The 25,138-nt window shown below is 57.7% G+C and carries 30 protein-coding genes; 19 read left to right on the top strand and 11 right to left on the bottom strand.

The genetic code is table 11. The features are described 5' to 3' along the window. The first annotated feature begins 55 nt into the window (after positions 1 to 55). From serB to GOW92_RS19645, 4 genes are read left to right on the top strand one after another with little or no spacing between them, the layout of a single operon-like run. Complete coding sequence (gene serB, locus GOW92_RS19660) at positions 56 to 934, top strand: phosphoserine phosphatase SerB (protein ID WP_170563708.1); 879 nt, start codon at positions 56 to 58, stop codon at positions 932 to 934. 40 nt (positions 935 to 974) lie between these two features. Next, positions 975 to 1,304 (top strand): ArsR/SmtB family transcription factor, encoded by a 330-nt coding sequence (locus tag GOW92_RS19655; RefSeq protein WP_170563705.1) that lies wholly within the window; start codon positions 975 to 977, stop codon positions 1,302 to 1,304. Then, the gene (locus tag GOW92_RS19650) at positions 1,292 to 1,720 is read left to right on the top strand and encodes an SRPBCC family protein (protein WP_170563702.1); all 429 of its coding nucleotides are present in this window, start codon (positions 1,292 to 1,294) and stop codon (positions 1,718 to 1,720) included. The genes GOW92_RS19655 and GOW92_RS19650 overlap by 13 nt, the downstream gene beginning before the upstream one ends. 23 nt (positions 1,721 to 1,743) lie before the next feature. Continuing rightward, positions 1,744 to 2,064 carry a YciI family protein gene (locus GOW92_RS19645; protein WP_170563700.1) on the top strand — a complete coding sequence of 107 codons (321 nt, stop codon included), beginning with the start codon at positions 1,744 to 1,746 and terminating at the stop codon, positions 2,062 to 2,064. A 2-nt stretch (positions 2,065 to 2,066) separates the two neighbouring features. On the opposite strand, the gene GOW92_RS19640 is transcribed toward GOW92_RS19645, so the two are convergent. After that, positions 2,067 to 3,065, bottom strand: coding sequence for an asparaginase (locus tag GOW92_RS19640; RefSeq protein WP_170563697.1), 999 nt, complete (start codon positions 3,063 to 3,065; stop codon positions 2,067 to 2,069). Positions 3,066 to 3,243: 178 nt separating this feature from the next. On the opposite strand from GOW92_RS19640, the gene GOW92_RS19635 reads away from it, so the two are divergent. From GOW92_RS19635 to GOW92_RS19615, 5 genes are all read left to right on the top strand, one after another. Next, complete coding sequence (locus GOW92_RS19635) at positions 3,244 to 3,777, top strand: invasion associated locus B family protein (protein WP_170563693.1); 534 nt, start codon at positions 3,244 to 3,246, stop codon at positions 3,775 to 3,777. Positions 3,778 to 3,947: 170 nt separating this feature from the next. Then, positions 3,948 to 4,115 (top strand): hypothetical protein, encoded by a 168-nt coding sequence (locus GOW92_RS19630; RefSeq protein ID WP_170563690.1) that lies wholly within the window; start codon positions 3,948 to 3,950, stop codon positions 4,113 to 4,115. 147 nt (positions 4,116 to 4,262) lie between these two features. Then, positions 4,263 to 4,640, top strand: a complete 378-nt coding sequence (locus GOW92_RS19625) for a lysozyme inhibitor LprI family protein (protein WP_170563687.1) — start codon at positions 4,263 to 4,265, stop codon at positions 4,638 to 4,640. Positions 4,641 to 4,719: 79 nt separating this feature from the next. Next, the gene (gene rlmN, locus GOW92_RS19620) at positions 4,720 to 5,907 is read left to right on the top strand and encodes a 23S rRNA (adenine(2503)-C(2))-methyltransferase RlmN (protein ID WP_170563684.1); all 1,188 of its coding nucleotides are present in this window, start codon (positions 4,720 to 4,722) and stop codon (positions 5,905 to 5,907) included. A 232-nt stretch (positions 5,908 to 6,139) separates the two neighbouring features. Further along, entirely contained in the window at positions 6,140 to 6,766 is a 627-nt protein-coding gene (locus GOW92_RS19615; RefSeq protein ID WP_170563681.1) for a cytochrome P460 family protein, read from the top strand. A gap of 7 nt (positions 6,767 to 6,773) precedes the next feature. Here the strand turns inward: GOW92_RS19615 and GOW92_RS19610 are convergent, their stop codons facing one another. Further along, positions 6,774 to 7,118, bottom strand: coding sequence for a hypothetical protein (locus GOW92_RS19610; protein ID WP_170563678.1), 345 nt, complete (start codon positions 7,116 to 7,118; stop codon positions 6,774 to 6,776). Beyond that, positions 7,115 to 8,032, bottom strand: coding sequence for a DnaJ C-terminal domain-containing protein (locus tag GOW92_RS19605; protein ID WP_170563675.1), 918 nt, complete (start codon positions 8,030 to 8,032; stop codon positions 7,115 to 7,117). Before GOW92_RS19605 ends, GOW92_RS19610 begins: the two co-directional genes overlap by 4 nt. Before the next feature lie 158 nt (positions 8,033 to 8,190). On the opposite strand from GOW92_RS19605, the gene GOW92_RS19600 reads away from it, so the two are divergent. Beyond that, on the top strand, positions 8,191 to 8,574 hold the full coding sequence (locus GOW92_RS19600) for a hypothetical protein (protein ID WP_170563672.1): 384 nt from the start codon (positions 8,191 to 8,193) through the stop codon (positions 8,572 to 8,574). Here GOW92_RS19600 and GOW92_RS19595 read toward each other — a convergent pair whose 3' ends face one another. Together GOW92_RS19595 and GOW92_RS19590 are read right to left on the bottom strand one after the other, a co-directional pair. Continuing rightward, positions 8,575 to 9,675 carry a cystathionine gamma-lyase gene (locus GOW92_RS19595; RefSeq protein ID WP_170563669.1) on the bottom strand — a complete coding sequence of 367 codons (1,101 nt, stop codon included), beginning with the start codon at positions 9,673 to 9,675 and terminating at the stop codon, positions 8,575 to 8,577. It abuts the gene before it with no gap. A gap of 3 nt (positions 9,676 to 9,678) precedes the next feature. Continuing rightward, positions 9,679 to 10,521 (bottom strand): TIGR00730 family Rossman fold protein, encoded by an 843-nt coding sequence (locus tag GOW92_RS19590; RefSeq protein ID WP_170563666.1) that lies wholly within the window; start codon positions 10,519 to 10,521, stop codon positions 9,679 to 9,681. Between the two features lie 79 nt (positions 10,522 to 10,600). On the opposite strand from GOW92_RS19590, the gene GOW92_RS19585 reads away from it, so the two are divergent. From GOW92_RS19585 to dapD, 3 genes are all read left to right on the top strand, one after another. Then, positions 10,601 to 11,518 (top strand): threonine/serine dehydratase, encoded by a 918-nt coding sequence (locus GOW92_RS19585; RefSeq protein WP_170563663.1) that lies wholly within the window; start codon positions 10,601 to 10,603, stop codon positions 11,516 to 11,518. Between the two features lie 44 nt (positions 11,519 to 11,562). Further along, a complete protein-coding gene (locus GOW92_RS19580; protein WP_170563660.1) occupies positions 11,563 to 12,162 on the top strand; it encodes a GntR family transcriptional regulator in 600 nt (199 codons plus the stop codon). A 109-nt stretch (positions 12,163 to 12,271) separates the two neighbouring features. Then, a complete protein-coding gene (gene dapD / locus GOW92_RS19575; protein WP_170563657.1) occupies positions 12,272 to 13,099 on the top strand; it encodes a 2,3,4,5-tetrahydropyridine-2,6-dicarboxylate N-succinyltransferase in 828 nt (275 codons plus the stop codon). Positions 13,100 to 13,155: 56 nt separating this feature from the next. Here dapD and GOW92_RS19570 read toward each other — a convergent pair whose 3' ends face one another. Then, positions 13,156 to 13,491 (bottom strand): cupin domain-containing protein, encoded by a 336-nt coding sequence (locus GOW92_RS19570; protein WP_170417346.1) that lies wholly within the window; start codon positions 13,489 to 13,491, stop codon positions 13,156 to 13,158. Between the two features lie 117 nt (positions 13,492 to 13,608). Between GOW92_RS19570 and GOW92_RS19565 the strand changes: the two genes are divergently transcribed. Continuing rightward, positions 13,609 to 13,953 (top strand): hypothetical protein, encoded by a 345-nt coding sequence (locus GOW92_RS19565; protein ID WP_058272663.1) that lies wholly within the window; start codon positions 13,609 to 13,611, stop codon positions 13,951 to 13,953. Here GOW92_RS19565 and GOW92_RS19560 read toward each other — a convergent pair. Then, positions 13,950 to 15,008: a transporter substrate-binding domain-containing protein gene (locus GOW92_RS19560; RefSeq protein ID WP_170563654.1), complete on the bottom strand. Its 1,059-nt coding sequence runs from the start codon at positions 15,006 to 15,008 to the stop codon at positions 13,950 to 13,952. The two genes, GOW92_RS19565 and GOW92_RS19560, sit on opposite strands and share 4 nt — an antisense overlap. 209 nt (positions 15,009 to 15,217) lie before the next feature. Between GOW92_RS19560 and dapE the strand changes: the two genes are divergently transcribed. The 3 genes from dapE to rnr are packed head-to-tail and all read left to right on the top strand — an operon-like array spanning position 15,218 to position 19,244. Next, positions 15,218 to 16,357, top strand: a complete 1,140-nt coding sequence (gene dapE / locus GOW92_RS19555) for a succinyl-diaminopimelate desuccinylase (protein WP_170563651.1) — start codon at positions 15,218 to 15,220, stop codon at positions 16,355 to 16,357. Between the two features lie 3 nt (positions 16,358 to 16,360). After that, positions 16,361 to 16,936, top strand: coding sequence for a TIGR04282 family arsenosugar biosynthesis glycosyltransferase (locus tag GOW92_RS19550; protein WP_170563648.1), 576 nt, complete (start codon positions 16,361 to 16,363; stop codon positions 16,934 to 16,936). A gap of 46 nt (positions 16,937 to 16,982) precedes the next feature. After that, on the top strand, positions 16,983 to 19,244 hold the full coding sequence (gene rnr / locus GOW92_RS19545) for a ribonuclease R (protein ID WP_170563644.1): 2,262 nt from the start codon (positions 16,983 to 16,985) through the stop codon (positions 19,242 to 19,244). On the opposite strand, the gene GOW92_RS19540 is transcribed toward rnr, so the two are convergent. Together GOW92_RS19540 and GOW92_RS19535 are read right to left on the bottom strand one after the other, a co-directional pair. Further along, positions 19,235 to 19,621 (bottom strand): DUF1801 domain-containing protein, encoded by a 387-nt coding sequence (locus GOW92_RS19540; RefSeq protein ID WP_170563641.1) that lies wholly within the window; start codon positions 19,619 to 19,621, stop codon positions 19,235 to 19,237. The genes rnr and GOW92_RS19540 overlap by 10 nt on opposite strands. Continuing rightward, positions 19,608 to 20,315 (bottom strand): glutathione S-transferase family protein, encoded by a 708-nt coding sequence (locus GOW92_RS19535; protein WP_170563638.1) that lies wholly within the window; start codon positions 20,313 to 20,315, stop codon positions 19,608 to 19,610. The genes GOW92_RS19540 and GOW92_RS19535 overlap by 14 nt, the downstream gene beginning before the upstream one ends. 83 nt (positions 20,316 to 20,398) lie before the next feature. Between GOW92_RS19535 and GOW92_RS19530 the strand changes: the two genes are divergently transcribed. Both GOW92_RS19530 and GOW92_RS19525 read left to right on the top strand, forming a co-directional pair. Continuing rightward, a complete protein-coding gene (locus GOW92_RS19530; protein WP_170563635.1) occupies positions 20,399 to 21,112 on the top strand; it encodes a helix-turn-helix transcriptional regulator in 714 nt (237 codons plus the stop codon). An 87-nt stretch (positions 21,113 to 21,199) separates the two neighbouring features. Next, positions 21,200 to 22,474: a lytic murein transglycosylase gene (locus GOW92_RS19525; protein ID WP_170563632.1), complete on the top strand. Its 1,275-nt coding sequence runs from the start codon at positions 21,200 to 21,202 to the stop codon at positions 22,472 to 22,474. A 394-nt stretch (positions 22,475 to 22,868) separates the two neighbouring features. On the opposite strand, the gene GOW92_RS19520 is transcribed toward GOW92_RS19525, so the two are convergent. Continuing rightward, positions 22,869 to 24,266, bottom strand: a complete 1,398-nt coding sequence (locus GOW92_RS19520; RefSeq protein WP_170563630.1) for an aspartate aminotransferase family protein — start codon at positions 24,264 to 24,266, stop codon at positions 22,869 to 22,871. A 75-nt stretch (positions 24,267 to 24,341) separates the two neighbouring features. Continuing rightward, positions 24,342 to 25,025 carry a GntR family transcriptional regulator gene (locus GOW92_RS19515; protein ID WP_170563627.1) on the bottom strand — a complete coding sequence of 228 codons (684 nt, stop codon included), beginning with the start codon at positions 25,023 to 25,025 and terminating at the stop codon, positions 24,342 to 24,344. Between the last annotated feature and the right edge of the window lie 113 nt (positions 25,026 to 25,138).

Below are 25,138 nucleotides of genomic sequence, written 5' to 3'. Positions count from 1 at the left end.
CTGGCGAAAATGCTGCACCTGCGATATTCGCAGGTGAGCTTGCCGGAGATCAAACATGTACGTTGCCACCCTGTTGACCAACCCCAACGCGCCGACGCTGGAGTTGTCCCTGGTCGAGTCATTGCGGAATGCATGGGGAGGCGGCGAGATCGTTTGGCTTAGCCCAGATGAAGCAGCGGAATTCACCCTATTCGAAATGCCGGGGAACCGCTGGGAAGTCTGGGCGGACTTGCAACAAATGGGCGTCGATCTGGTGGTCCAACCGGCAGAAGGACGTCGCAAAAGGATGCTGTTGGCCGATATGGACAGCACCATGATCCAACAGGAATGTATCGACGAGCTGGCGGATGAAGCCGGTGTAGGCGATCGCGTCAAGGATATCACCGCACGCGCCATGAATGGCGAGTTGGATTTCGAAGGCGCGCTGACCGAACGGGTTGGTCTGTTGAAAGGTCTTGATGAGGCAGTGATCGGCAAGGTTCTGAACGAGCGCATCACATTGATGCCGGGCGGTAAGGAACTGGTTGGTACGATGCGTCATAACAAAAGCTATGCCGCGTTGGTTTCAGGTGGGTTCACCGCGTTCACGGCTAGGGTGGCCGAAGCGCTCGGCTTCGACGAAAACCGTGCCAATACACTGTTGGCCCAAGATGGAAAGCTAACAGGCGATGTGCTGCGGCCCATTTTGGGGCGCCAGGCCAAGGTTGATGCGCTGGAACAAATCACCAACCGTTTGGGCTTGCGCGAAGACGAAGTCATTGCCGTTGGCGACGGGGCAAACGATCTGGGGATGCTAAACAGGGCGGGAACGGGCGTTGCACTTCATGCCAAACCCACTGTTGCCGAGCAATGCGAGGTTCGGGTCAACCATGGTGACCTGACGGCATTGCTGTACGTTCAGGGCTACAACCGGTCGGAATTTGTGACTGGCTAAAGGTCTTTCCATTATTTAACTTATGTGTTAAATAATGGTTATGAACACTCTGATTAACGCTTTTTCCGCTTTGTCCGATTCCACTCGGTTCTCGATTGTTGAGCAACTGATGCAGGACGGAGAGCTGCCCGCTGGCGACCTCGTCGAAGGGCGCGGAATGTCGGGTGCTGCAATCTCGCGCCACCTGAAAGTGCTGCGCGAGGCCGGGCTGGTGCAACAGCGTGTCCAAGGCACCCAGAGGATGTATTCCATCCAACCTGACGGGCTGCGGGCAATCGCCGAATGGACCATCTCAAAACGTCAATTCTGGGAAAACAGCCTCGATCGCTTGGGCGACCTCATTGAAAGGGAAAACTCATGGCCGACCTGAAACTGGAACGTGAGTTCCCGACCACCCCGGAAAACCTGTTTGCCTGGGTCAGCGATGGCGCAAAGCTGTTGCAGTGGTGGGGGCCGGAAGGGGTCCATGTACCCGAACATGACCTGAACCTCTCACGCACTGGTCCCTGGTATTCTGTGATGAAGAACGCGGAAGGTCAGACATTTAAAGTCTCGGGCCACGTAACCCATGTTGATCCGCCCAATTCGGTTGGGTTCACCTGGGCCTGGCATGACGATCAGGACCGGCGCGGGCCGGAAAGTCACGTGACGTTTTCGGTTGTTGCGACCGAAAACGGGGCGCGGCTAGTGCTGGATCACCGCGAACTGGCAGATGCCGAGGCCGCAGCAAACCACAACATGGGCTGGACATCGTCGCTGGCCAAGCTTGAGGCGCAGTTTGGATAAGTTTTCATTAGGGAGGAAATAAGATGCCACAATATTTGTTTGTCTATCACGGCGGAACCACACCAACCGACCCCGCTGAGGTCGAAGCAACTATGGCCGCCTGGGGCGCATGGTTTCAAGGCATGGGTGAGGCGCTGGACATTCCCGGCAACCCGGTTGGTCAATCCTATACGGTCAGCAACGGAAGCGTCGTCGACAATGGCGGAGCAAACCCGGTATCCGGTTTTACGGTCGTAAAGGCCGACAGCATTGATGCCGCGACCGAAATGGCCAAAGGGTGTCCGATGGTAGTCAACGGCTCAGGCTCGGTCGAAGTGGCCGAGGTGCATGAAATCGAAATGTAACCTTAGCCGGGGAACCCCGGCGCAGGTTTGATTACGCCGCATTCCAGCCCGCGACGACTGTATTGCGTGGCGTTCATGAATTTGCGGGTGGCCGGGTGATCGGCCTCCAGCACACCAAGGCTGACAAGAATGGCTGCAATTGCGCATTCGCTGGCGCGGGTTGTGCCATCGGTGATCTTTAGCGCGACGCCCATTCGCTTTTCTGGAATGATGGCAATGAACACCGCCTCGGCCCCGGTTTTGATTGCGGCGCGGCCGTCCATGGCGCGCATTAACTCGGTGCAGGCGCGGCTTTCGCCCGCCACCAGCTCCGGGTGCTTGATCATCGCAGCCGTCAGTTGCTGTGCCGCGTCGCTGGCGCGGTCCGACCGATCTGCGGCCGAGGCAAACCACGCCATGGATCGCGCCAGCCCTACCAGCGAAGTCGCGAAATTCGGAGCCGAACATCCATCGATTCCATAGGCCGGGCTGGCTTCCCCTGTTGTCTCTTCAAGCGCGGTCAGGCAAGCCTGTTGAACTGGGTGGTCGATTTCAAGGTATTCCGGACCGGCACCCATGTGCTGCGCGACCGTCAGAAACCCGCAGTGCTTCCCTGAGCAATTGTTGTGGATCTGGCAAGGTGTGTCATCGGCCAGAATCAACCCGTCACGCGCGGCCATGTCCTGCGGTTCCTGCGGGCCGCAGCGCAGATCATGCTCGGTCAAGCCTAGGTGATCCAGCCAGGCTGAAACCCGGTCGGTATGGATATGCGCACCACTGTGCGAGGCGCAGGCGAGTGCCAGATGTTCGGTGTTCAGGCCAAATTTGGCGGCTGCGCCTGACGTGATCAGCGGCAGGCCCTGGATCATTTTCGCGGACGATCGGGGATAGATCACCGCATCCGGATTACCCCAACTGCGAACGATCTGGCCGCTGTCGTCGCAAATCACCGCGTGGCCCAGATGCAGGCTTTCCAGCAGAGGCCCGCGCCACAGTTCTGTCATTGGTACCGGCTGCGTCATCTGGCCCCTCCATTATATGCGCAAAATTCTGCCAATCGCCCTTTCGCCTGTGGCGAAACCTGCGTTAGTGTGTGTATGTCGACAATCATCGGAATACGCAACTTACAGACGAACCGACAGAGTTCGAATGCGGTCTCGATGGGTATGAGGTATTAGGTCGAGCTAGGAGGCTGGACAGATGGGATCAAAACTCGTCAGCGCAATTGCGGGTCTGTGCGTGGCAGGAATGGCCACAACGGCAATCGCGCAGCAGGCGTCAAGCACCAACCGCGTGGCGGCAAAGACGGATTGGAGCGTCTTCGTCGAAGACGACCCCACCGAATGCTGGAGTGTTTCGGCCCCCAAGGAAACCGTAAATACACGTGGTGGACGTGTGGTTTCGGTGCGCCGCAGCGACATCCTGCTGTTCGTATTCTACCGGCCCAATGCGGAAGTTAAGGGTCAGGTGACCTTTACCGGCGGTTATCCTTTTGCGGCAGGATCGACCGTTACTCTTGAAATTGACGGAAGCGAGTTCGCCTTGATCACCGAAGGCGAATGGGCATGGCCGGCAACCGAAGGAGAAGACCTGAAGGTCGTGGCAGCCATGAAGCGCGGCACTGAGGCCGTTCTGACCGCGCGGTCTGAGCGTGGAACCCAGACTAAAGACACGTTCTCGCTGTTGGGTTTTACCGCTGCGATCGAAGATGCCGAAAAACGCTGTACAAATTAAGTAACCAAACACCTGTACGCAGCCCCGTCTTTTGGCGGGGCTTTTTCGTGCAAAATCGTGTGTGTGCATCTGATCTTTACGCGACGTCCGTCACCCAAATTGATCCGCATCAAGGCAAGCGACCCGTTCTTCTGAACTAATCGGTTCAGGTTCATGAAAGGAGCGTACTCATGCTGAACAAATCTCTGGCCGCCGTGTTGATGATCGCCGCTGTGTTTCTGAGTGCATGTGAAAAAAGCAACGAAACATATCCGGTGTCCGGCGAGCAATGCGGCCCGAAAGACCCTGTGCAAACTTTGGACGCCGATGATTGCGATATCCTGCCTGCGGGTGTCTGACACATTCAATTGATGGAAATCCCCGTAACCTACATGCGGGTGGTTCGGTCGCATCGGCTTGGCCTTTGCGACCGACTTGCGATTGGGCCACCAGTGCAACGCGTGCTACAGTTTCCAAATGCAAGAGATCACATATGGAAACGGATAATGCGTTACATCTTGATAACAGTGCTTTTCTCATCCGTTGCAATGGCGGACCCCAGTCTGGAGTGCTCAGACGCAGGATCTCAGGTTGAAATCGGGTCTTGCGTTGGAAAAATGGAGGAACGTGTAAACATGGCGCTGGACGCAAGCTACGGCTTCGCCATGCAGTCCGCAGCCGAGTTGGATGAGGTCACAGGCCGCGTGGTTGCACAACCGGCACTTGAGACAGCGCAAGAGGCGTGGAACAGATATCGCGATGCGCAATGTGAAGCAGTGGGCGCCTCATACGGTGGGGGTTCTGGTACCGGTATTGCGATTTCATCCTGTCGCGTCGATCTGGGGCGGGCCCGCGTGGACGAATTGCTGCGTATGGCAAATTAAACGATACGAATTCTTTTGATCTTTGCGTCTGATCCTATATAGAGGCGCATCCCAAGCCAGAATCCGTTGAGATAGCCACATGTCGCCCAAAGCGCCGATCACTCAAGACGTCATGACCATCCCCCGCAAACTGCCCGAGGGGAAGATCAACCTTGTCGGGTTGACCCGTGATCAGTTGCGCGATGCTCTGATCGAACAGGGCACGCCGGAGAAGCAAGCCAAGATGCGGACCGGGCAGATCTGGCAATGGATCTATCAATGGGGCGTGCGCGACTTTGCTGAGATGACCAATCTGGCGAAAGCCTATCGCGCGCAATTGGCTGAGCATTTCACCATCGAAATCCCCGAGGTCGTGACCCGGCAGGTGTCTGAGGACGGCACCCGCAAATACCTTTGCCGCATCGCTGGAGGCCATGAGGTCGAGGTGGTGTATATCCCCGAGGAAGACCGCGGGACACTGTGCATCTCATCTCAGGTGGGATGCACGCTGACCTGTTCGTTCTGCCACACCGGAACGCAAAAACTGGTGCGCAACCTGACCGCTGCCGAGATCGTCGGTCAGGTCATGATGGCCCGCGATGATCTGGAAGAATGGCCGGTTCCCGGCGCGCCCAAGGATGAAACCCGCCTGCTGTCGAACATCGTTCTGATGGGCATGGGTGAGCCGCTGTATAATTTCGAAAACGTGCGTGACGCGATGAAGATTGCGATGGATCCCGAAGGGATATCCCTGTCGCGCCGTCGGATCACCCTGTCGACGTCAGGTGTAGTGCCAGAAATTGCACGTACGGCCGAGGAAATCGGTTGCCTGCTGGCGATCTCGTTCCACGCGACCACGAATGAAACCCGCGACGTTCTGGTGCCCATCAACAAGCGTTGGAACATTGAGGAGCTACTGCAGGCACTGGCCAGCTATCCCAAAGCGTCGAATTCTGAACGTATCACCTTTGAATACGTGATGCTGGATGGTGTGAATGACAGTGACGAAGATGCGCATCGCCTGATCGACCACATCAAGCGCCACAATATTCCTGCCAAGATAAACCTGATTCCGTTCAACGAATGGCCCGGCGCGCCCTACAAGCGCAGTTCAAACAATCGCATCCGGGCCTTTGCGAATATCATCTATCAGGCGGGCTATGCCTCTCCCATTCGCAAAACACGGGGCGAGGATATCATGGCGGCTTGTGGTCAGTTGAAATCGGCCACGGAACGGGCGCGCAAGTCGCGAAAACAGATCGCAGCCGAAGCGGGGTTGCAGAGCTGACGCGATCAGCATTCGCACGCGGCGCGCCGGGAAATTAATTTTCTGGCCGCTGTTATTTGTATGCACAATTTGATATGTTTTAAGGGCTGAAACCGGGTGCCTCTGCCTCACGCTTGCGCACAAAGCAGTGAGGGTCGCCTTCCGGTTGTGGCGCGTTTGTTCACGGCCGCTATCATTTTTAACGTAACTCGCGGCGTTCAGGCGAACCTTTTGAATCAGGTGGGCCAATTAAATGTTTTTACGATTTAGACGACTGTTTCCAACATCTCTTACGGCTTTGTTTTTGGTGGGTCTTGCTGTGCAAGGCGCCAGTGCGCAATCCGGTGAAGAGGATGCTCACATTGCCATTGAAAACCCTGCCGAACTGTCCAAGGAAGAGGCGATAAGCATTTACAAGTCCCTGCAGCGCCGGATGGAGCGTGGTTATGCCGCCGCGCAGTTGGATCTGCTGATGAACTATCAGGCTTGGCCACTATTCAATGATGCGCCTTACATCTCTGCAACTCATGGTCAGCGTTATGTAAACAGCTACGCCAACCGCATGGCGCACAACTATGGCACAATGGCCGAAGGGGAAAAGTTGCCGATGGGGTCGGTACTGGCCAAAGACAGCGTTACGGTTACGGATGAAGGTAATGTCCACCCCGGCGCGCTGTTCGTGATGGAAAAACTGGCCGAAGGCACCAGTCCGGAAACGGCGGACTGGCGCTATATTATGGTGATGCCGGACGGGTCATTGTTTGGTGACACAATGGGTGCACGTTCGGACGCTGTCGGCTACTGCCATGAGTGCCACGAAGCGGTGGCCGACCGGGATTACACCTTCTTCGTTCCAGACGAATATGTTGTCGGCAACTAGGCGCGATTCACTTGTGACCGAAGCGTGCGGTGCCAATCACCTCGATCAATGTCTGGCGCACTGGTTCCGGTTGCGATTCCACCGCATTCAGAACCTCGCGTAACTCGGCCCGCAGGCCGTGCATCTGGTCGATCAGTGAGATCATCATCGACAGCGCATCAGGCTCCATCTCGTATTGCTCGTGCAACTCGCACGCCAGTTCCAAACGCGCCACGTCGAGGGTGTGATAGACAAGCCCGTCTTCGGTTTGTTCCGGGATGACGATCTCAGCTGCCAAATATTCTGTAAGGCGGGATGACGTCAGACGGGTGACGGTCGCGATCAGCTGCTCTTCGGTCAGGGTGCGGGTCATGACGGCATTCCTTTCCGCGGATCATAGCTGTGGTTCTCGCGCCAAGTCTCCATGAATTGCTTCAACTCGTCATCAATCTGATCGGGCATGGATACAGTTAGTTCGATCAACTGATCGCCGCGATCGGACGAGCCGCGCTTCTTGACCCCCTTGCCGCGAAGGCGCAACGTCCTGCCGCTGCTGGTGCCTGCGGGGACACTGACATTGACGCCGCCATCAATGGTGGGGGCGGGTACCTTGCCGCCCAGAATGGCCTCGTCAATTGTGATGGGCAGAGTGATATGAATGTCATCGCCTTGACGATCAAAGACCGGGTGTTTCGCCACTGACACAGTGACCAAAGCATCGCCGGGCGGGCCTTCGCCAAAACCCGGATCGCCTTTGCCGCGCAGGCGGATGGTTTGTCCATTGGTGATGCCCGCAGGAATCTTTACTTCGATCCGGTCACCATCTGGCAGCGTCAGCTTTTGGCTGGCGCCAAACACCGCGTCCAGAAAACTGATCTGCAGATTGTAAGCGCGATTGTGGCCCGGCGCGTGAAATTCGTGCGTGCGCTGCTGGTATCCTCCGCGGCCACGCATGAATTCGGCAAAGATGTCTGACATGTCATCCGGGTCTGCTGCGCGCCCACGATAAGGGTTCCCGGCGGCCTCGGCATATTCGCGATAATACTGCTGCTGGTGACGTTCCTGACCCGAGGCATCAATCTCGCCACTATCGTATCGCGCGCGTGTGTCCGGATCTTTCAGCAGGTCATAGGCCGAAGCGGCGGCCTTGAACTTTGCCTCAGCCTCGTCATCCCCGGGTTTCAGGTCCGGGTGGCACTCTTTGGCGATGCGCCGATAAGCCTTCTTGATCTCGGCGGCGCTGGCGTCTTTGGCGACACCAAGAACGGTATAGGGATCGTCGCTCATCACATCTCTCGTCGATGGGGGTGGGTCTGATCTTTATGAATGTGTTTTATCATGCGATTTCAATGACCCAAAAGGAAGTGGCTTTTGAAACCGCTCGCAAATTCCTTCGGGTCTGTTAACATCTGCATGTTTCTAACTGATCATTCACGGAGAACCCTATGACGCGCAGAATCAAATCCGCACTGGCCCTGTTGGCCGGGAATGCCATCGGGTTATTGCTTGCGACGCTGTTGTTGTCGGGGTTTGCGATCAAACCGATTTCATTCATCGTCGTGGTGATCGTGTTCACCCTGGTGCAAGTGGTGGCTGAGCCGCTGATCCTGAAACTGGGTGAGAAAAAAGCCCCCGCGATCAAAGGTGGGATTGCCTTGATCGTAACGTTTGTCGGTCTGTTGGTGACGGATCTGATTACGGCAGGGCTGACAGTTGGAGGCGTTGCCAACCTGTTAGCGGCGACCCTGCTTGTTTGGCTGGGCGCGCTGATCGCCAGCGTTCTGCTGCCGATCTACGTGTTCACCGAATTGCGCGAGCCAAAGAAGTAATCACAGCGCGTTCAGGCTGCTTTCAATCGCCTGCCACAATTCCTCTACGGGTTCGCAACCTACCGACAGGCGGATGAACGCAGGGTCGACATCGTCGCCCCAGCGCGCGCGCCGCTCGGCTGAACTGTGGACACCGCCGAACGATGTGGCAGGCCGCAACAGCGGGCAGATGTTGATGAAAGCTTCGGCCTTTTCCTCAGTCTCCAACGTGATGGACAACAGGAACCCGAACCGGGACGTCTGGGCCTTAGCCAAAGCATATGAGGGGTCGCCGGACAGGCCGGGGTAGCGAATTTCTTTGATGGCATTGTCCCGTGCCAACCGCTCGGCCAACACCTGCGCGGATGAACACATCCGGTCGAACCGTACGTCCAGTGTTTCCATCCCGCGGTGCAGCAACCACGCCTCATGTGGGCCGGGGATCGCACCCGAGATGCGCCGCCATTCTTCCACCCGTTCCATAACTTCAGTGTTTCGGCTGGCGACGTGCCCCATCAGCAGGTCGGAATGCCCGCCCATGGCCTTGGTGTCCGAAGCGACCACCACATCGATGCCCAAATCCAGCGGGCGTTGGCCCAGCGGCGTCATCGTCGTGTTGTCGGCAATCGTAAGACCGCCGGCGCGCCGTACAGCCGAGGCGATTGCCGGCAGGTCCATCATATCCAGACCGGGGTTCGATGGGCTTTCCAAAAAGACCACGTCGAAGTCGTCAAACCCGCCTTGAGCGAAATCTGTCGTCGGGCGTTCAGTGACCGAAACGCCCAAATTCGATAGAAAGCGGTCGGCCAACAGCCGCGTGACGTAGTACCCGTCCGAGGGGATCAGGATACGCGATCCGGCCTTGATCGTTGCAAATAACGCGGCCGAAATCGCCGCCATACCGGACGGAAAGGTCAGACAGGGCGCGGCTTCCAGATGGGACAGGACATGTTCCAGATGCTCCCATGTCGGGTTATCCACGCGGCCATATGTTGGCAGGCCATCCGGTGCGCTGGGCAGGTGGTACATGCTGCTTTGCGTCAGAGGCAGCGCTACAGGATCACCCTTGTCCAACGCATTGCCACGCAGATGCAGCATCTCTCCGGTCTTGGGGGTCTTCATGGTCTAGCGTCCCGGAATTTCGTCACGGGGTGGGGCGGGCTCCCAGTTTTCAATGATTTCGACCGCCTCTTGCGCGGTGTCGACAAAGCGGAACAGGTCCAGATCCTCGTCCGAGATGGTGCCTGCGTCCGCCAGAGCCTCCCAGTTGATGACCTTTTCCCAGAATTCGCGGCCGAATAGCAGGAAGGGAACGCGCTCCATGCGGCCGGTTTGAATCAAGGTCAGGGATTCGAACAGCTCGTCCATAGTCCCGAACCCGCCGGGGAAGATGGTGATGGCGCGGGCACGCATCAGGAAATGCATCTTGCGGATGGCGAAGTAGTGGAAGTTGAAGCTGAGGTCAGGCGTCACATAAAGGTTCGGTGCCTGCTCGTGCGGCAGCACGATGTTCAGGCCGATGGAGCAGCCACCGGCATCCTGTGCGCCGCGATTTCCAGCCTCCATAACCCCGGGGCCGCCGCCTGTTACGATCACGTTCTCGCGGCAGCCGGTTTCATTGGATTTCTCGGTCATCAGCCGGGCAAATTCCCGCGCTTCGTCGTAATACTCAGACAGGTCGGCCAGAGTCTGGGTACGCGCGGTGTGTTTCTGCGAAGGTTCAGGGATGCGCGCGCCACCAAACATGACGATGGTCGAGGTGATCTCACGCTCGGTCATGATCATCTCGGGCTTCAGCAATTCCAGCTGCAGGCGCACGGGGCGCAGCTCATCCCGGCACAGGAAATCATCGTCCGCAAAGGCAAGGCGATAGGCGGGTGAACGCGTCTGCGGCGTGTCCGGCACCTCCCTCGCGGTCGAGCGGTCGGTCTGCGCGTCGCGGAAAGGGCTGAGGCGGTCTTCTCTCATTGGTGATGGTTCCCTGCTTGCGTGTTGATAAAACAGCTATAGGGTTCGCGGGCAGAGTGCCAGTCACGGAAGAACAAGAATGAATTGGAAGAGTGAAATTTCCGCCGCAGCCAACCGGATCGATGGCTATGCGCAGGTGACACCGGTGATTGAAAGCCGGGTACCTGGGTTGGATCATCCGGTCGAAATGAAGCTCGAGCATATGCAGCACACGGGCAGCTTCAAGGCACGCGGGGCGTTTAACACGCTGCTCAGTATGGATGTGCCAACGGCTGGCGTCGTGGCCGCTTCAGGCGGCAATCATGGCGCGGCAGCAGCGTATGCTGCGCAAACGCTGGGTTATCCGGCCAAGATTTTCGTGCCGGACCTTGCCGGACCTTCGAAAATTGCCCTGATCGAACAAGCAGGTGCAGATTTGACAGTGGTAAAGGGCGAATATGCCAACGCCCTGAGCGAGGCCAAGGCGCATGAGTCCACCACCGGTGCGATGCAAATCCACGCCTATGATGCACCCGCAACGGTGGCCGGACAGGGGACGTGCTTTGCGGAATGGGAGGCGCAGGGACTACAGGCCGACACCGTACTGATTGCCGTGGGAGGCGGCGGCCTGATCGCCGGGGCCTTGGGTTGGTTTGACGGTGCGCGCAAGGTCGTGGCGGTAGAGCCGGAAACCTCCTGTGCGCTGAATGCTGCGCTGCGGGTAGGTGAGCCGGTGGATGTTTCTGTATCCGGGATTGCCGCCAATGCGCTGGGCGCGCGTCGGATCGGAGGGATTTGTTTCGATCTTGCGCAGGGAATGACGTCTGTTCTTGTGTCAGACGTTGCGATTGCCAGTGCGCAAAAGTTGCTTTGGCAAACCCATCGCATATTGGTCGAACCGGCCGGGGCGACTGCGTTGGCGGCCTTGACCTCGGGTGCATATAAGCCTGAACCGGACGAACGCGTGGCTGTTCTGATTTGTGGTGGAAATATAGCCCCGGACCCGTTGATGGAGTAAATTATCGCCTTGTGGAAGGTGGTTAGTGATTTTATAGATAATCTATGACCACGACGATCGCTGACACAATCTACCAAAACCTGAGCCAAAAGATTATCACCGGCGAACTGTCGGCCGGTGAAAAACTGCGTCAGGATCACATCGCGCGGGCCTTTGAAACCAGCCATGTTCCGGTGCGAGAGGCTTTGCTGCGCTTGCAAGCGCACGGGTTGGCCCAAAGTGAGCCGCGCCGCGGTATGCGTGTTTCGGCGCTGGACCCGGCAGAAGTGCGCGAAGTGGTCGAAATGCGCGTCGCGCTGGAATCGCTGGCATTGCAGCATTCTGTACAGAACATGACGCCCGCTGCCCTCAAAGTGGCGGATGACGCCCGGGTCGCCTGTGATGCCGCGCAAACAATGCCCGAGTGGGAAGCCTGCAATCGCGCTTTTCACCGTTCGATCCTGACGCCCTGTGGTTTGCCTCGTCTGCTGCATGCGATCGACGACCTGCATATTGCCGGCGCGCGTCACCTGTTTGCCCACTGGCGTCCCAAGTGGGTGCATCGGGCTGATAATGATCACGCGGCGATCGTTCAGGCGCTCAAGCGCAAGGACGCATCCACGGCAACAGCCATTCTGACGCGTCATATCCGTCGCGCAAGCTGAACTCAGGCAAACCAAGCCGCAAATCATACCTTCTGCGTCGCATTGCACCACGAGGTGCAGTTGCGTATAGGCCAAACAAACGTGAACAGATTCTGCAGGGAGCCCTCCGATGTCCAACGCGCAACTGGAAACCGCTATCGAAGCCGCCTGGGAGGCGCGCGACACCATCACACCCGCCACCACCGGCGAACAACGTGAAGCGATCGAAGACACACTGAACGCGCTGGACAGCGGCACGTTGCGGGTTGCTGAAAAGCTGGAGAGCGGTGATTGGCACGTGAACCAGTGGGCCAAGAAGGCTGTTCTGCTGGGCTTCCGCATCAAGGACATGGAAATCCAGACCGGTGGTCCGCAGGAAGGCGGCTGGTGGGACAAGGTGGACAGCAAGTTCGCCGGTTGGGGTGAAAACCAATGGCGCGCCGCCGGTTTTCGCGCGGTTCCGAACTGTGTCGTCCGTAAATCGGCCTATGTCGCACCGGGCGTGGTTTTGATGCCGTCCTTCGTAAACCTCGGCGCATATGTAGACGAAGGCACCATGGTCGATACCTGGGCCACCGTTGGCTCCTGCGCGCAGATCGGAAAAAACGTGCACCTGTCGGGTGGCGTCGGTATCGGTGGTGTTCTGGAACCAATGCAGGCTGGCCCGACCATCATCGAAGACAACTGCTTTATCGGCGCACGCTCGGAAGTGGTCGAAGGCTGTATCGTCCGCGAAGGTTCGGTTCTGGGCATGGGCGTGTTCATCGGCAAGTCGACCAAGATCGTCGATCGCGAAACCGGTGAAGTTATGTATGGCGAAGTACCGCCCTATTCGGTGGTTGTCGCGGGTTCGATGCCGTCGAAGAACAACGTCAGCCTGTACTGCGCCGTGATCGTGAAGCGCGTCGATGAGAAAACGCGTTCGAAAACCGGGATCAACGAATTGCTGCGCGACTAAAGTAAGCGCAGATTTGAAACGGGGCTGTAGCGTATACCGCTGCAGCCCTTTTTTGTTTAGCCTTTGACCGGATAGCGATCAGGCTCCTCAAACACGTCGATCACCCGCGAACCCGCCTTGATTTTTCCGCCATGTTCGACACCAGACGGGATCGAGTAACTGTCGCCGGGGCGATAGGTCCTGGTTTCTCCGCCAATAGTTAGTTCAATCTCGCCTTCAACCACCGTGCCCCATTGCGCTTTGTGCGAATGCGGCGGCAGTTCGAAATCCTGCAGGAAGGTGAAGAACGCCACCAAACCCGCATCTGATCGGATGACCGCGGTTTGAACGACGTCCTCGGGGAATGGCACGTCGAGGCTTGGGAAATCTGTGATGAAATCAGGATAGGTCATAGAAACGTCCTTTGGTGTGTTGGCGATAAAAAGCTACGCCACTATGGCCATCCATTCATCGCCTTGCAATTGGCTGGCTGCTTGACCACGGACAGGTGCGCGGCTATGGCCCCCTGCATGGAAAAGCAAAAGAAACCGTCCCGTCAGCAAGTCTATACATTGCTCGTTCAGATTGGCCGCAAAGAGGGCGACGGTCTGCCCGAAGGTGCGACCGGGGCGGCGCTTATGTGTTTTGCCAGCGGTGTGGACGAGGCCGAGGCCGTGCGCGAGACAGTGGCGATTTTGAAACAAGCTGACACTGCGCCTCTGGATGTCACTGGATACGGAACCCTGGCCGAGCGTGAAGCGCAAGGTCATGATATCGACCCTGACGAACGCGCCCTGATGCAACGGGCGCTGGACGAAAACGCCGTTATCGTGGCGCAAATGACCCCGTTTTTCGGGGATGAGGAGCCGGCTTAGTTCCGCACCCCGAACCACTTGCGGTAGATCTCGTCATAGGTGCCGTCTTCGCGCAGCGCGAGCAGAGCCTGGTTTACGTCCTCGACCAAAGGTGAGCCGGTCGGGAAGGCGATCCCGTAATTCTCGCGCAGGAAAATGCCGCCTGTCATGGATGCGATCCGGCGTCCCTCATGCGCTGCATAGTAAGACAGGATCGGCGCGTCAAAGACGACGGCGTCGAGTTCCTTGTCCTGGAATGCGGCCAGCATATCGTCCAGATTTTCATAACCGGCAAATTCGATCTCGCGCCGGTTCAGGAAATTTGCTGCGGTCGAGTTCGAGATCGTTCCCACCTGTTTGCCGTACAGATCATTGACCGAGTTCACGTTGCCGCTGATGGCGTCCACGGTCATGACCGAGGTGATGCGCGCGGTGAAGACCGATACGATGAATAGCGAAGACACAACCAGAACCACGCCCAGCAAACGCCCGAACGGCGTGCGTGGCATGCGTTCTTCGAACCCGCCATTGACCACGAGATTCAAAGCCCACCAGAAAGACGGGAACCATGCTTCGTTCAGCTTGCGGTCGAAATAGGGCTGGGCGCGACGTTCAAACCCCCACATCAGCATCCCGCCGCCAAGCAGGATCGCAAAGGCCAGACCGATGGCGATGAACAGTTCAACAGACAGCAATGCGTGCAGCAGCGATGGTCTGCGCGCCGCATCCGAGGGAACCATGATCTGCAGGCCGGCTTCAAAAATGGGCTGGCTAAAGTCCATCTGCGTTTCTCGCGCGGCCGTGATCGAGATGTTCGCGACCGCCAGATCCGCAGTTCCATCCTGCACGGCACTCAGCATATCGCCGAACGCTTCGACCCTGTCGACCGAGTAGCCCCAATTCAGCGCCTCGGCCAGAGCCTGCAACAGATCCATTGAAAAACCGGTTTGGGCTCCGTCCTCGGCATAGGAAAACGGGGGGCGGGTCACGGTCGTGACCGAAAGCGTCTGCGCCTGGCTTTGCTGTGCAAGAACGGCGAAAGTCAGGCAGACCCATACGAGAAGCGCGCGTGTCATCGTCAATTCACCTGTTTCGCGGGCCTCTAACGCAGATTTGAAAGGCACGGCAAGGTGGCCGCTAGGTAAACCGCCATGTTTTATTGGGGTGTCAATTCGAGAGATGCGCGAAAAAGCGTCCGGATTCCCGTGGTCAGGGGTTGGCAATTGGCCCAATTCGTTGAATCTGTGCACGATCCTGCGCATGAACGAACCAAAAGGGCCCAGAAATGACAGATCCGGTGAAATTGACGGCGGACCTGATCCGTTGCCCATCAGTCACACCTGAGGAAGGCGGCGCGCTTGTGTTGCTGGAGCAGGTATTGTCGGCGGCAGGGTTTGATTGCACCCGTGTGGACCGGGGTGATGTTAGCAATCTATATGCGCGGTGGGGGGCGAAAGAGCATCCGCGCAGCTTTGGATTCAACGGACATACCGATGTTGTCCCGGTCGGAGATGAGGCGGCCTGGACGATGTCCCCGTTTGGTGCAGAAATCCGCGAAGGCGTGATGTACGGGCGCGGGGCCACGGACATGAAATCCGGCGTGGCAGCCTTTGCGGCTGCAGCTGTGGACTTTGTGCGCGACACACCACCGGATGGGGCGATCATTCTTGCGATCACGGGCGACGAAGAGGGTGACGCCGTGGATGGCACAACGGCACTGCTTGATTACATGTCTGAGGTCGGGGAGCGCATGTCCGTCTGTTTGGTAGGAGAGCCGACCTGTCCCAACACAATGGGCGAGATGATGAAGATCGGACGGCGCGGCTCGATGACCGCCTGGTTTACCGTGACCGGGGTACAGGGACATTCGGCTTATCCGCATCGGGCCAAGAACCCTCTGCCGGCCATGGCGCGGTTGATGCATCAATTGGCCAGCCATGAACTGGACCAGGGATCGGACCATTTCGATGCCTCAACCCTCGCTGTTGTGAACATTGACACAGGCAACCAAGCAACCAACGTTATCCCCGCGCAATGTACCGGGGCGGTGAACATTCGCTTTAACGATCTGCATTCGGGTGCCAGCCTCAGCGATTGGCTGAAGGCGGAAGCCAAGGCGGTGGCTGACGCCTACGATGTCGAGGTCGACGTCTGCATCAAGATCTCTGGTGAAAGCTTTCTCACTCCGCCGGGTCCTCTGTCTGATCTGGTCGCGAAATCGATCGAAGCCGAAACCGGTGTTCAGCCCGAAATGTCGACAACGGGTGGTACCTCGGATGCGCGGTTTGTGAAAAACCACTGCCCGGTTGTTGAGTTTGGTCTCGTCGGCCGAACAATGCATCAGGTCGATGAATGCGTCGAGGTGGCGCAGATCGAACAGCTCAAGGCGATCTACACGCGTATCCTTCGGGACTATTTCGTCTGACCCATGCAACGAACATTGGTCATCATGGTGAAAGAACCCCGCCCGGGTCGGGTCAAGACACGGCTGGGGCGCGACATCGGCATGGTTGGTGCTGCATGGTGGTTCCGCCATCAGACACGCGCGCTGATCCGGCGTTTGCGAGACCCACGCTGGCAGATTGTGCTTGCCGTTGCCCCGGATCGCGAAGGTCTGACCAGCCGCATCTGGCCCGTTGACCTGCCTCGCGCGGCTCAAGGGCATGGCGATCTGGGCGATCGTATGGGGCGTATGCTACGCGGGATGCCACATGGGCCTGTTTGTCTGATCGGTGCGGATATTCCCGGGATCACATCGCAGCATGTCGCACGGGCCTTCAAGGAATTGGGGCGGTCGCAATTCGTTTTTGGCCCTGCGCCGGACGGGGGCTATTGGCTGGTAGGTGCCCAACGATACGGGGCGTTGCCGAACAGCTTGTTTCGTAATGTGCGCTGGTCTACCGAAACCGCCCTGGCCGACACTTTGGCCTCGGTTCCGGGGTGTCGTGTCGGATTGCTGGACCATCTGCGCGACGTTGATACGGTGGCCGACCTGAGACCCTGAGCTTTTTGATCATGACGCCGTCGCATACCCGTGATAGGCCGGAAGTATGACTCGGATACCCACCAAGCAGGAGGTCCTCGATTGGATCTCGGCGAACCCCACCCTTACCTCGAAACGCGATATCGCCAAAGCCTTTGGTATCAAGGGCGCGGACCGGATCGATCTGAAACGCATTCTGAAAGAGCTAGAGGCCGAGGGGCATCTGGAAAAGCGCAAGCGCAGCTATCGCGACCCGGACCGCCTGCCACCGGTCAGCGTGCTGCAGGTGAAGGCTCCGAATGCGGATGGCGACCTGTTCGCGCGGCCTTTGGAATGGCATGGCGAAGGCGTCGAGCCCATTGTTCTGATCATCACCCGCGCCAGCGATCCTGCTTTGGGTGAGGGCGACCGTATTCTGGCCCGCCTGACCGTGGTGCATGAGGAAGACCACAATTATGAGGCACGACTGATACGCCGTATCGGAACCAACCCGCGCAAGATCGTCGGCATCTTTCGCAAAGGGGCCGAAGGCGGGCGGATCGTGCCAATCGACAAAGCCGGGCAGACCGAATGGCTGGTTGCTGACGGTGCCGTACTGGGTGCGAAGGACGGCGAGTTGGTCGAAGCCGAACAGGCCGGGCCAAAGAACCGCATGGGTTTGCCGCGTGCGCGTATCGTGGAACGGCTAGGCGATCCGTCTGCACCCAAGGCCGTTTCGCTGATAGCCATCCACCAGCATGGCATTCCGGATGATTTCCCCGACAAAGTGATTGACGAAGCTGACAAGGCCAAACCCGTCGGGCTGAAAGGCCGCGAAGATCTGCGGGACATGCCGCTGCTGACCATCGACCCGTCGGACGCGCGCGATCATGATGATGCCTGTTATGCCCATGCCGACGATGACCCCAAGAACCCAGGCGGGCATGTGATCTGGGTCGCCATTGCCGACGTCGCAGCCTATGTGCGGCCTGGCACCGCGCTGGATCGTGAGGCGCGCAAGCGTGGCAACTCCAGTTATTTCCCTGACCGGGTTGTGCCGATGCTGCCGGATCGTCTGTCGGGCGATCTGTGTTCGCTGCACGAAGGTGTCCCGCGGGCCTGTATTGCCGTGCGGATGCAAATTGATGCGGACGGAAACAAGATCGGCCATCGTTTTGTGCGGGGGCTGATGCGCTCGGCCGCGTCGCTGCACTATGCCGAGGTGCAAGACGCAATCGACGGCAATATCAACGACCGCACGGGGCCTTTGTTAGAGCCTGTTTTGAAACCGCTTTATTCCGCCTATGCCGCGCTTAAGAAAGCGCGTGCGGAACGGCAACCGCTGGAGCTGGATTTGCCCGAACGCAAGATCGTTCTCAGCGACGCGGGCGAGGTTCAAAGTGTGGCCTTCCGTGACCGGCTAGATGCGCACAAGCTGATCGAGGAGTTTATGATCCTCGCCAATGTCGCCGCTGCCGAGACCCTGATTGCCAAACGCCGCCCGTTGCTGTTCCGCGTGCACGAAGAACCCGCACCAGAGAAGCTGGAAAGCCTGCGAGAGACTGCTCAGGCTGCTGGATTGAATTTGGCTAAGGGGCAGGTCCTGCAGACCCGACACCTGAATGCGCTGTTGAACGCGGCCGCCGGGACCGAGGATGCAGAGCTGATTAACCTGACCACCCTTAGGTCAATGGCGCAGGCCTATTACAACCCCGAGAATTTTGGCCATTTCGGGTTGGCTTTGCGCAACTACGCGCATTTCACCTCTCCAATCCGCCGCTATGCCGATTTGATCGTGCACCGAGCGCTGATCACGGCGCATGGCTGGGGTGACGACGGGTTGACCGAGGATGAAATCGCGCGCCTGGATGAAACGGCAACCCATATCTCGGACACCGAACGCCGCTCAATGATGGCCGAACGGGATACGACGGATCGCTACCTTGCCGCATATCTGAGCGAGCGTGTGGGCAATGAATTCTCAGGCCGTATCAGTGGCATCGCCCGGTTCGGCGCATTTGTGAAGATGGATGAAACCGGTGCAGATGGGCTGGTCCCCGTCCGATCACTAGGGCGCGAGTTTTTCCATTTCGACCGCGAAGCGGGAACACTGATGGGATCAGACACCGGTTTGATCATCGCCATCGGCCAGCGCGTCACCGTGCGTCTGACCGAGGCGACGCCGGTCACCGGAGGGCTAGAGCTGGAGCTGCTGTCTATCGATGATCAGGCCCTACCGAGGGGGCGGGGCGGACCCGCCAAGCGGGGTACACGGCGCAAGGCGGTCAGCACCAAGCGCAAGAAGGACAAGATCAAGCGCAAGGTCGAGCGCAAACGCCGTCAAAGGTGATAAGTTAGCGCCTGAGCAATCAGCCAGCCGTGGCGGGTTTCGTCGATCTGATCCGGGTCATCAAACAAGATGGCCCGATTGCCATCGATCCGATCTTCGCCCGGAAAGGCGGTGCTGAAATCGCCCATCAGCCGGCTCTGACAATGCACGAACAACGCAAAAGACGCCGATTTGTGACCGCCCAAGCGGATTGTTGATCCCTTGGGGGCAAGATAGGCGGGTTGCCCCCAACGCAGCGCCTCATTCAATGGCTGCGCTTTGGGCAATGTCCCGGCTGTTGAAAACACCAGTTCACGCAAAGCAATCACGCCCGAACGCGTATTTTCGGGGAATGCTTCAAAGGCGGCCTGAACGGCGGGATCGTTAAATGGTGTCACGCAGCGGTATCGCCTGTTCCATTCGGTCGATGTAGTCATTGAGCAGCCTATCCTGTTTGATCCGCCGGGTCAGCGGGGTTTCCGCTGGTGTCGCGCGCATTGCGGCCAGCATTGGCCCAACGCTCATATCTGCCGAGGTCGGTTTGTCACCCAAAAGGTAGGGTGATTGCCACAGATAGGCGGATATCGCTTCAAGGTCCCGCTCTAGCCGATCCCGTCGCTCGACAGGTGAGAAACGGGCGACACCCTGGAACCCCAGGCCCTGAACAACCTTTTTCCTAATGGAGTTCGAAACAGGTGTGCGGATCAAAGCGGGAATGACCGAAAAGAAGGTGTCGCGCAGAATTGGCCAGACCTCGTCATTGGCCCATCTGTCCATCACGACCTGAAAATAGATATGTTCCTCGGCCATGCGGATCAGTGCCCGTGCCTGCGCCTTTTGTATGTCGTTGAGCCCATGGTCGAAGTCCGCGCCCTGCGCCTCAAGCCAATCGCGAATAAGGTCGCTGTCCGGGACAAGACGCTCGGGCGTACGCAAAACAGGAAGCTTTTGATGGGGCATTTTGCGGGGGTCCAGCATATCGGACCGCTGCCAGCGCTGGCCTGCGTGCTCCAGCATATATGCGGCTTTGACGCAGAAGGGGCTGGCGCTGAACAGGCCGAAAGCAGAAGGGTAGATCAAAAGGGTCAGCATCGGGGGCTCCAATATCAGGGATGCCCGAGGGATACCTTTGCCTGATGACAGTTTCTGTCATCAGGTTTAGATTAACCTCTATTATGTCCCGAACCGCCCGTCTGTTCCAATTGATGCAAGCCCTGCGCTCTGGCCCCTCGCCAAGAACGTCCCAACAACTGGCGCAGGATCTGGGCGTGTCGCCGCGCACCGTTCACCGCGATATTGAGTCGTTACGCGGGCTTGGGGCGGTGATCGACGGTGAGGCAGGTTTTGGCTTTACCCTGATCGAAGACGCAACTCTGCCACCGCTTGGGTTCACCGATGATGAGCTTGAAGCGCTGGTGTTGGGGTTGCGAGAGGTGCAGGCCATTGGCGACCCCGGTTTAGCGGATGCGGCAGGCAATGCGTTACGAAAACTTCAAGGACGCCTACCCCAGCGCCAGTCGCACCGCCTGACCCATGCCGTGTTGACAGCGACGCGATTTGATCGCCCGGCCAAGCCCACCATCACGGTCGGGGACTTGCGACAAGCCACGTGGGATGAGCGCACGATCGAGTTCGCCTACACGGACGCCAAGGGCGATGACACCCGTCGTAAGGTGAACCCACTGAGTATCGTCTATATGGATCGCTCCAACGTTCTGATTTCCTGGTGCCATCTGAGGCAGGATTTCCGCGTCTTTCGGCTGGACCGGATACGCGAAATGTCCGTGACAGATGAAAGCTTTAGGCCGAACCGTATCCCTTTGTTGCGCGAGGCCCTTGCCCAGATCCGCGCACAGCACAAAGCAAAAGATCGCGAAGGGTCAAGCTGAACGCTTTGGAAAATTCCAATTCTGCGGTATTCTGAGGTTGAGCAGAAACCAGGAAAATTCGGAATGCGTAAATGCATAGGTGGCGTAATGACCGCCGCATTATGGGCATCCATTGTGCAGGCGGAATCTATCAATACTCTGGGCGGGTCACAGGCCATACAGCTGGCGTCGGCTGGCGTGGCGATATCCATCCGGCCAGTTTTACGACCCTCAGCTAAGGAGTACCGGGTGTCGACCGAAGGAAACGCGCGGTTTCAGGCGTGGCTTGGAGCATTTCGTGAGCGGGCGTCCGAGCAGGGGATAACAGCCTCTACGCTGGACCGGTCGCTGGCGGGGTTGACCTACGATAAAGACGTAGTCCGGCGCGACCGCAATCAGGCAGAGTTTTCAAAGCCCATTTGGGAATACCTGGATTCCGCCGTTTCGGACACGCGGATCAGAAACGGCCAGACCGGGCTGGAACGTCACGGTGAAACGTTGGCCCGTATCGAAGCCAAATACGGCGTTGAAAAAGAGGTGGTAACGGCGATTTGGGGGCTTGAAACCTCGTTCGGGACCTACCGGGGCAGTGATCACACCATCCGATCACTGGCGACATTGGCTTTTGACGCAAGACGCGCGCAGTTTTTCGAAACCCAGTTGATAGCCGCATTACAGATCATTCAGGCGGGCGACGTCAGCCCTTCCAACATGACGGGCAGCTGGGCCGGGGCGATGGGGCATACCCAGTTCATGCCAACCTCGTATCTGGACCATGCGGTTGATTTCGACGGTGACGGTAAGCGCGATATCTGGTCGGATGATCCGACTGATGCGCTAGCCTCAGCCGCCGCCTATCTGGCGCGGCATGGATGGACCAAGGGGCAGCCGTGGGGGGTAGAAGTCACCTTGCCTGATGGGTTTGACTATTCCAAGGCGCGGCGCGATCACACTTTGATGCCTTCAGAGTGGATTGCTCGTGGCGTCGTAGCTGCGAATGGCGCGCCAATTTCAGATCATGGACAAGCGGCGATCCTGCTACCGGCTGGAGGGACGGGCGTTGCGCTTATGATCTTCGACAACTTTAAAGTCATCGAGAAATACAATGGTGCCGATGCCTATGTGATCGGTATCGGTCACCTCTCCGACCGTTTGGCGGGACAGGGTGCGTTCCAGACTGATTGGCCGCGCGGTGATCGGGTGTTGAGCTTTACTGAAAAAAAGGAATTGCAAAGCCGACTGACTGAAGCTGGCTTCGATACCCAAGGCATCGACGGGCGCACAGGTCCGAACACAGTTAATGCCGTGCGGGCATACCAACTGGCGCAAGGGTTGTTGCCGGATGGATATGCGAGTTTGAAATTGTTGGAAGGGTTGCGGTGATCAACGCAGGGCGTGCGCCAGCCTTTTGCGGGCTCTTACGTCGATGGCATTTTTCAGCCATCGGCTACGCAACCTCCCGACTACCGGCACTCACTACGATAGTCGGGAGGTGGACCCAGCAGTAGAGCGGGTCGCGACGCCAGTAGAGGTAATATAAACCAGCTCGCATTCGCATACTTGAATCTGAAGTACATCAAATCAAGTGATATTTGTCGCGCGTTAAGTTCTATATTTCCACGCGACACCAATTCACTTCAGCCAGTGCTCGAGTTTAGTGTATCAAAATGTAGTCAGGTATTGAGTTTACTTGAATGACGGGGATTTGGCCTAAGGAAGTAGATGGCAAAAGGGGCGCTCCTCAAAGCGCCCCTTTTCCGAAAATCTAAAGTCCAGGCTATGCAGCCGACTTCATCAGCCCCTGTTCAATGATCTCAGCCTGTGCTTCATCCAGTGATTTGTAGATCCGGACGAACATCTCGTCGATCTCTGCGGGTGTCAGGATCAGCGGGGGCGAAATGATCATACGGTCGCCCACGTGGCGCATGATCAGGTTGTTGGCAAAACACCGGTCGCGGCAGATGTAGCCGACCGTGCCGGGCTCGGACGCGAATTTGGCACGGCTGGCCTTGTCCGGCGTCAATGCGATTGATGCCATCATGCCGACGATCTTGGCCTCACCTACCAATGGATGATCGGCCAGGGCCTCCCATTTCTCTTTAAGATAGGGGGCGGCCACGTCGCGGACGTGGTCGACAATGCCTTCTTCTTCGAGGATGCGCAGGTTTTCTAATGCGACGGCCGCAGCGACCGGGTGGCCGGAATAGGTGTAGCCGTGATTGAACTCGGTACCGCCGATCACTTCGGCAATCTCGTCGGTAACTATGGAGCCGCCGATCGGCGCATAGCCTGAGCTGAGTCCCTTAGCGATGGTCATGATATCCGGTTTGATACCCACGGTTTCCGAACCGAACCAGTTGCCTGTACGACCAAAACCACAGATCACCTCGTCCGCGATCAGAAGGATATCGTATTTGTCGCAGATGCGCTGAACTTCGGGCCAATAGGTATCGGGTGCAATAATCACGCCGCCCGCACCCTGCACAGGCTCTGCGATAAAGGCCGCGACACGGTTCTCGCCCAGTTCTTGTATGGCGTCCTCCAGCTCGCGTGCACGGGCCAGACCGAACTCTTCTGGCGTCATATCGCCACCTTCGGCCCACCAATTCGGCTGATTGATGTGGTGGATATTCGGGATTGGGATACCGCCCTGCGCATGCATCCCAGCCATACCGCCCAGCGACGCCGAACCGACGGAAGACCCGTGATAGGCGTTGTGGCGACTGATTATGATGTTCTTGTCCGGTTGGCCTTTCTCAGCCCAATAAGTGCGTACCAGACGGATGTTGGTGTCGTTCGCCTCGGACCCGCCTGCGGCGAAAAACACATGGTTCAGATCGCCCGGCGCCAGCTCTGCGATCTTGGCCGCTAGTGCGATGGCAGGAACATGGGTCGTTTTGAAAAATGTGTTGTAATAGGGCAGTTCACGCATCTGGCGCGCTGCCACCTCGGCCAGTTCATCGCGACCGTAACCGATATTGACGCACCAAAGACCCGCCATAGCGTCCAGAATCTCTTCGCCTTCGCTATCTGTCAGATAAACGCCCTTGGCCCGCGTGATGACGCGCGCGCCTTCCTTGCCCAATGATCCGTTGGCTGAAAACGGGTGTATATGATGTGCCGCATCCAGCGCCTGCAATTCGGCGGTCGGCATGTGATTGGTGATGGTCGACATCAGAGAATCTCCTGCAAAAGCGGTTACCCGTTACAATATGATCAAATTTTTTGCTGTCAATCGAATCGACCTGAATCAGGCGCGGATCAATGCGTCCGACATCAATTCCATGCCCTGCTCAATGTCCTGAGCGGTAGCTTCGGCTACTTTTTCTGCATCTTGCGCCCGCAAGCTTGCGATGATGTCCTTGTGGCGATCTGGCAGGCTATGTGTTCCGAATCTTCCGCAGACAACGCGCAGCGAAGGGCCAAACCGCAGCCAAAGTCGCTCGGCCAAATCGTTGAGAATCGGAGCATCCGCATGAGCGTACAGAGCTTCATGAAACCGGTGGTTCAAACGCAAGTACCCACCGACGTCCCCGTCTGTGATGGTCTGATCCAATCGTTGATCAAGCTTCTCAAGCTGGTCGATATCAGCAGGTTTCAAATTTGCAGTTGCCCGTCTGGAAAGCTCTGATTCTATTGATATTCTCGCAAAAATCATCTGTTCGACATCTGTGCCCGACAACAAAGGAACACTGACGCGCCGATTGCCTTGAAACACCAGCGCACCGTCAGAAATCAGCCGCCGGATTGCCTCGCGGACCGGGGTCATTCCAACCCCGAGTGATTCGGTCAAACCTTGTATCGTGACGGGTTGCCCTGGGACCAGATCACCGTACATGATCTGCGATCTCAGCGTTTGGTACACCTGTTCATGCGCCGGTCTTTTTCCCTCATCCACTTTCGAGTCAGATGCCTTATTTTTGATCAAATCCAAGTGGTTTACCCTGTTTCGCGTAGTGTCGACTTGCCAGACGCCTGGCCTCGTGAAACCATACGATGGATCGAGGGAAAACGCAAAACTTGATCAAATCAAAAAAAACGGGAAAA

Source organism: Ruegeria atlantica (assembly GCF_013032505.1).
In the GTDB taxonomy this organism is placed as follows: domain Bacteria; phylum Pseudomonadota; class Alphaproteobacteria; order Rhodobacterales; family Rhodobacteraceae; genus Ruegeria; species Ruegeria atlantica_F.
This window is presented reverse-complemented; position numbering and strand designations above follow the sequence as displayed.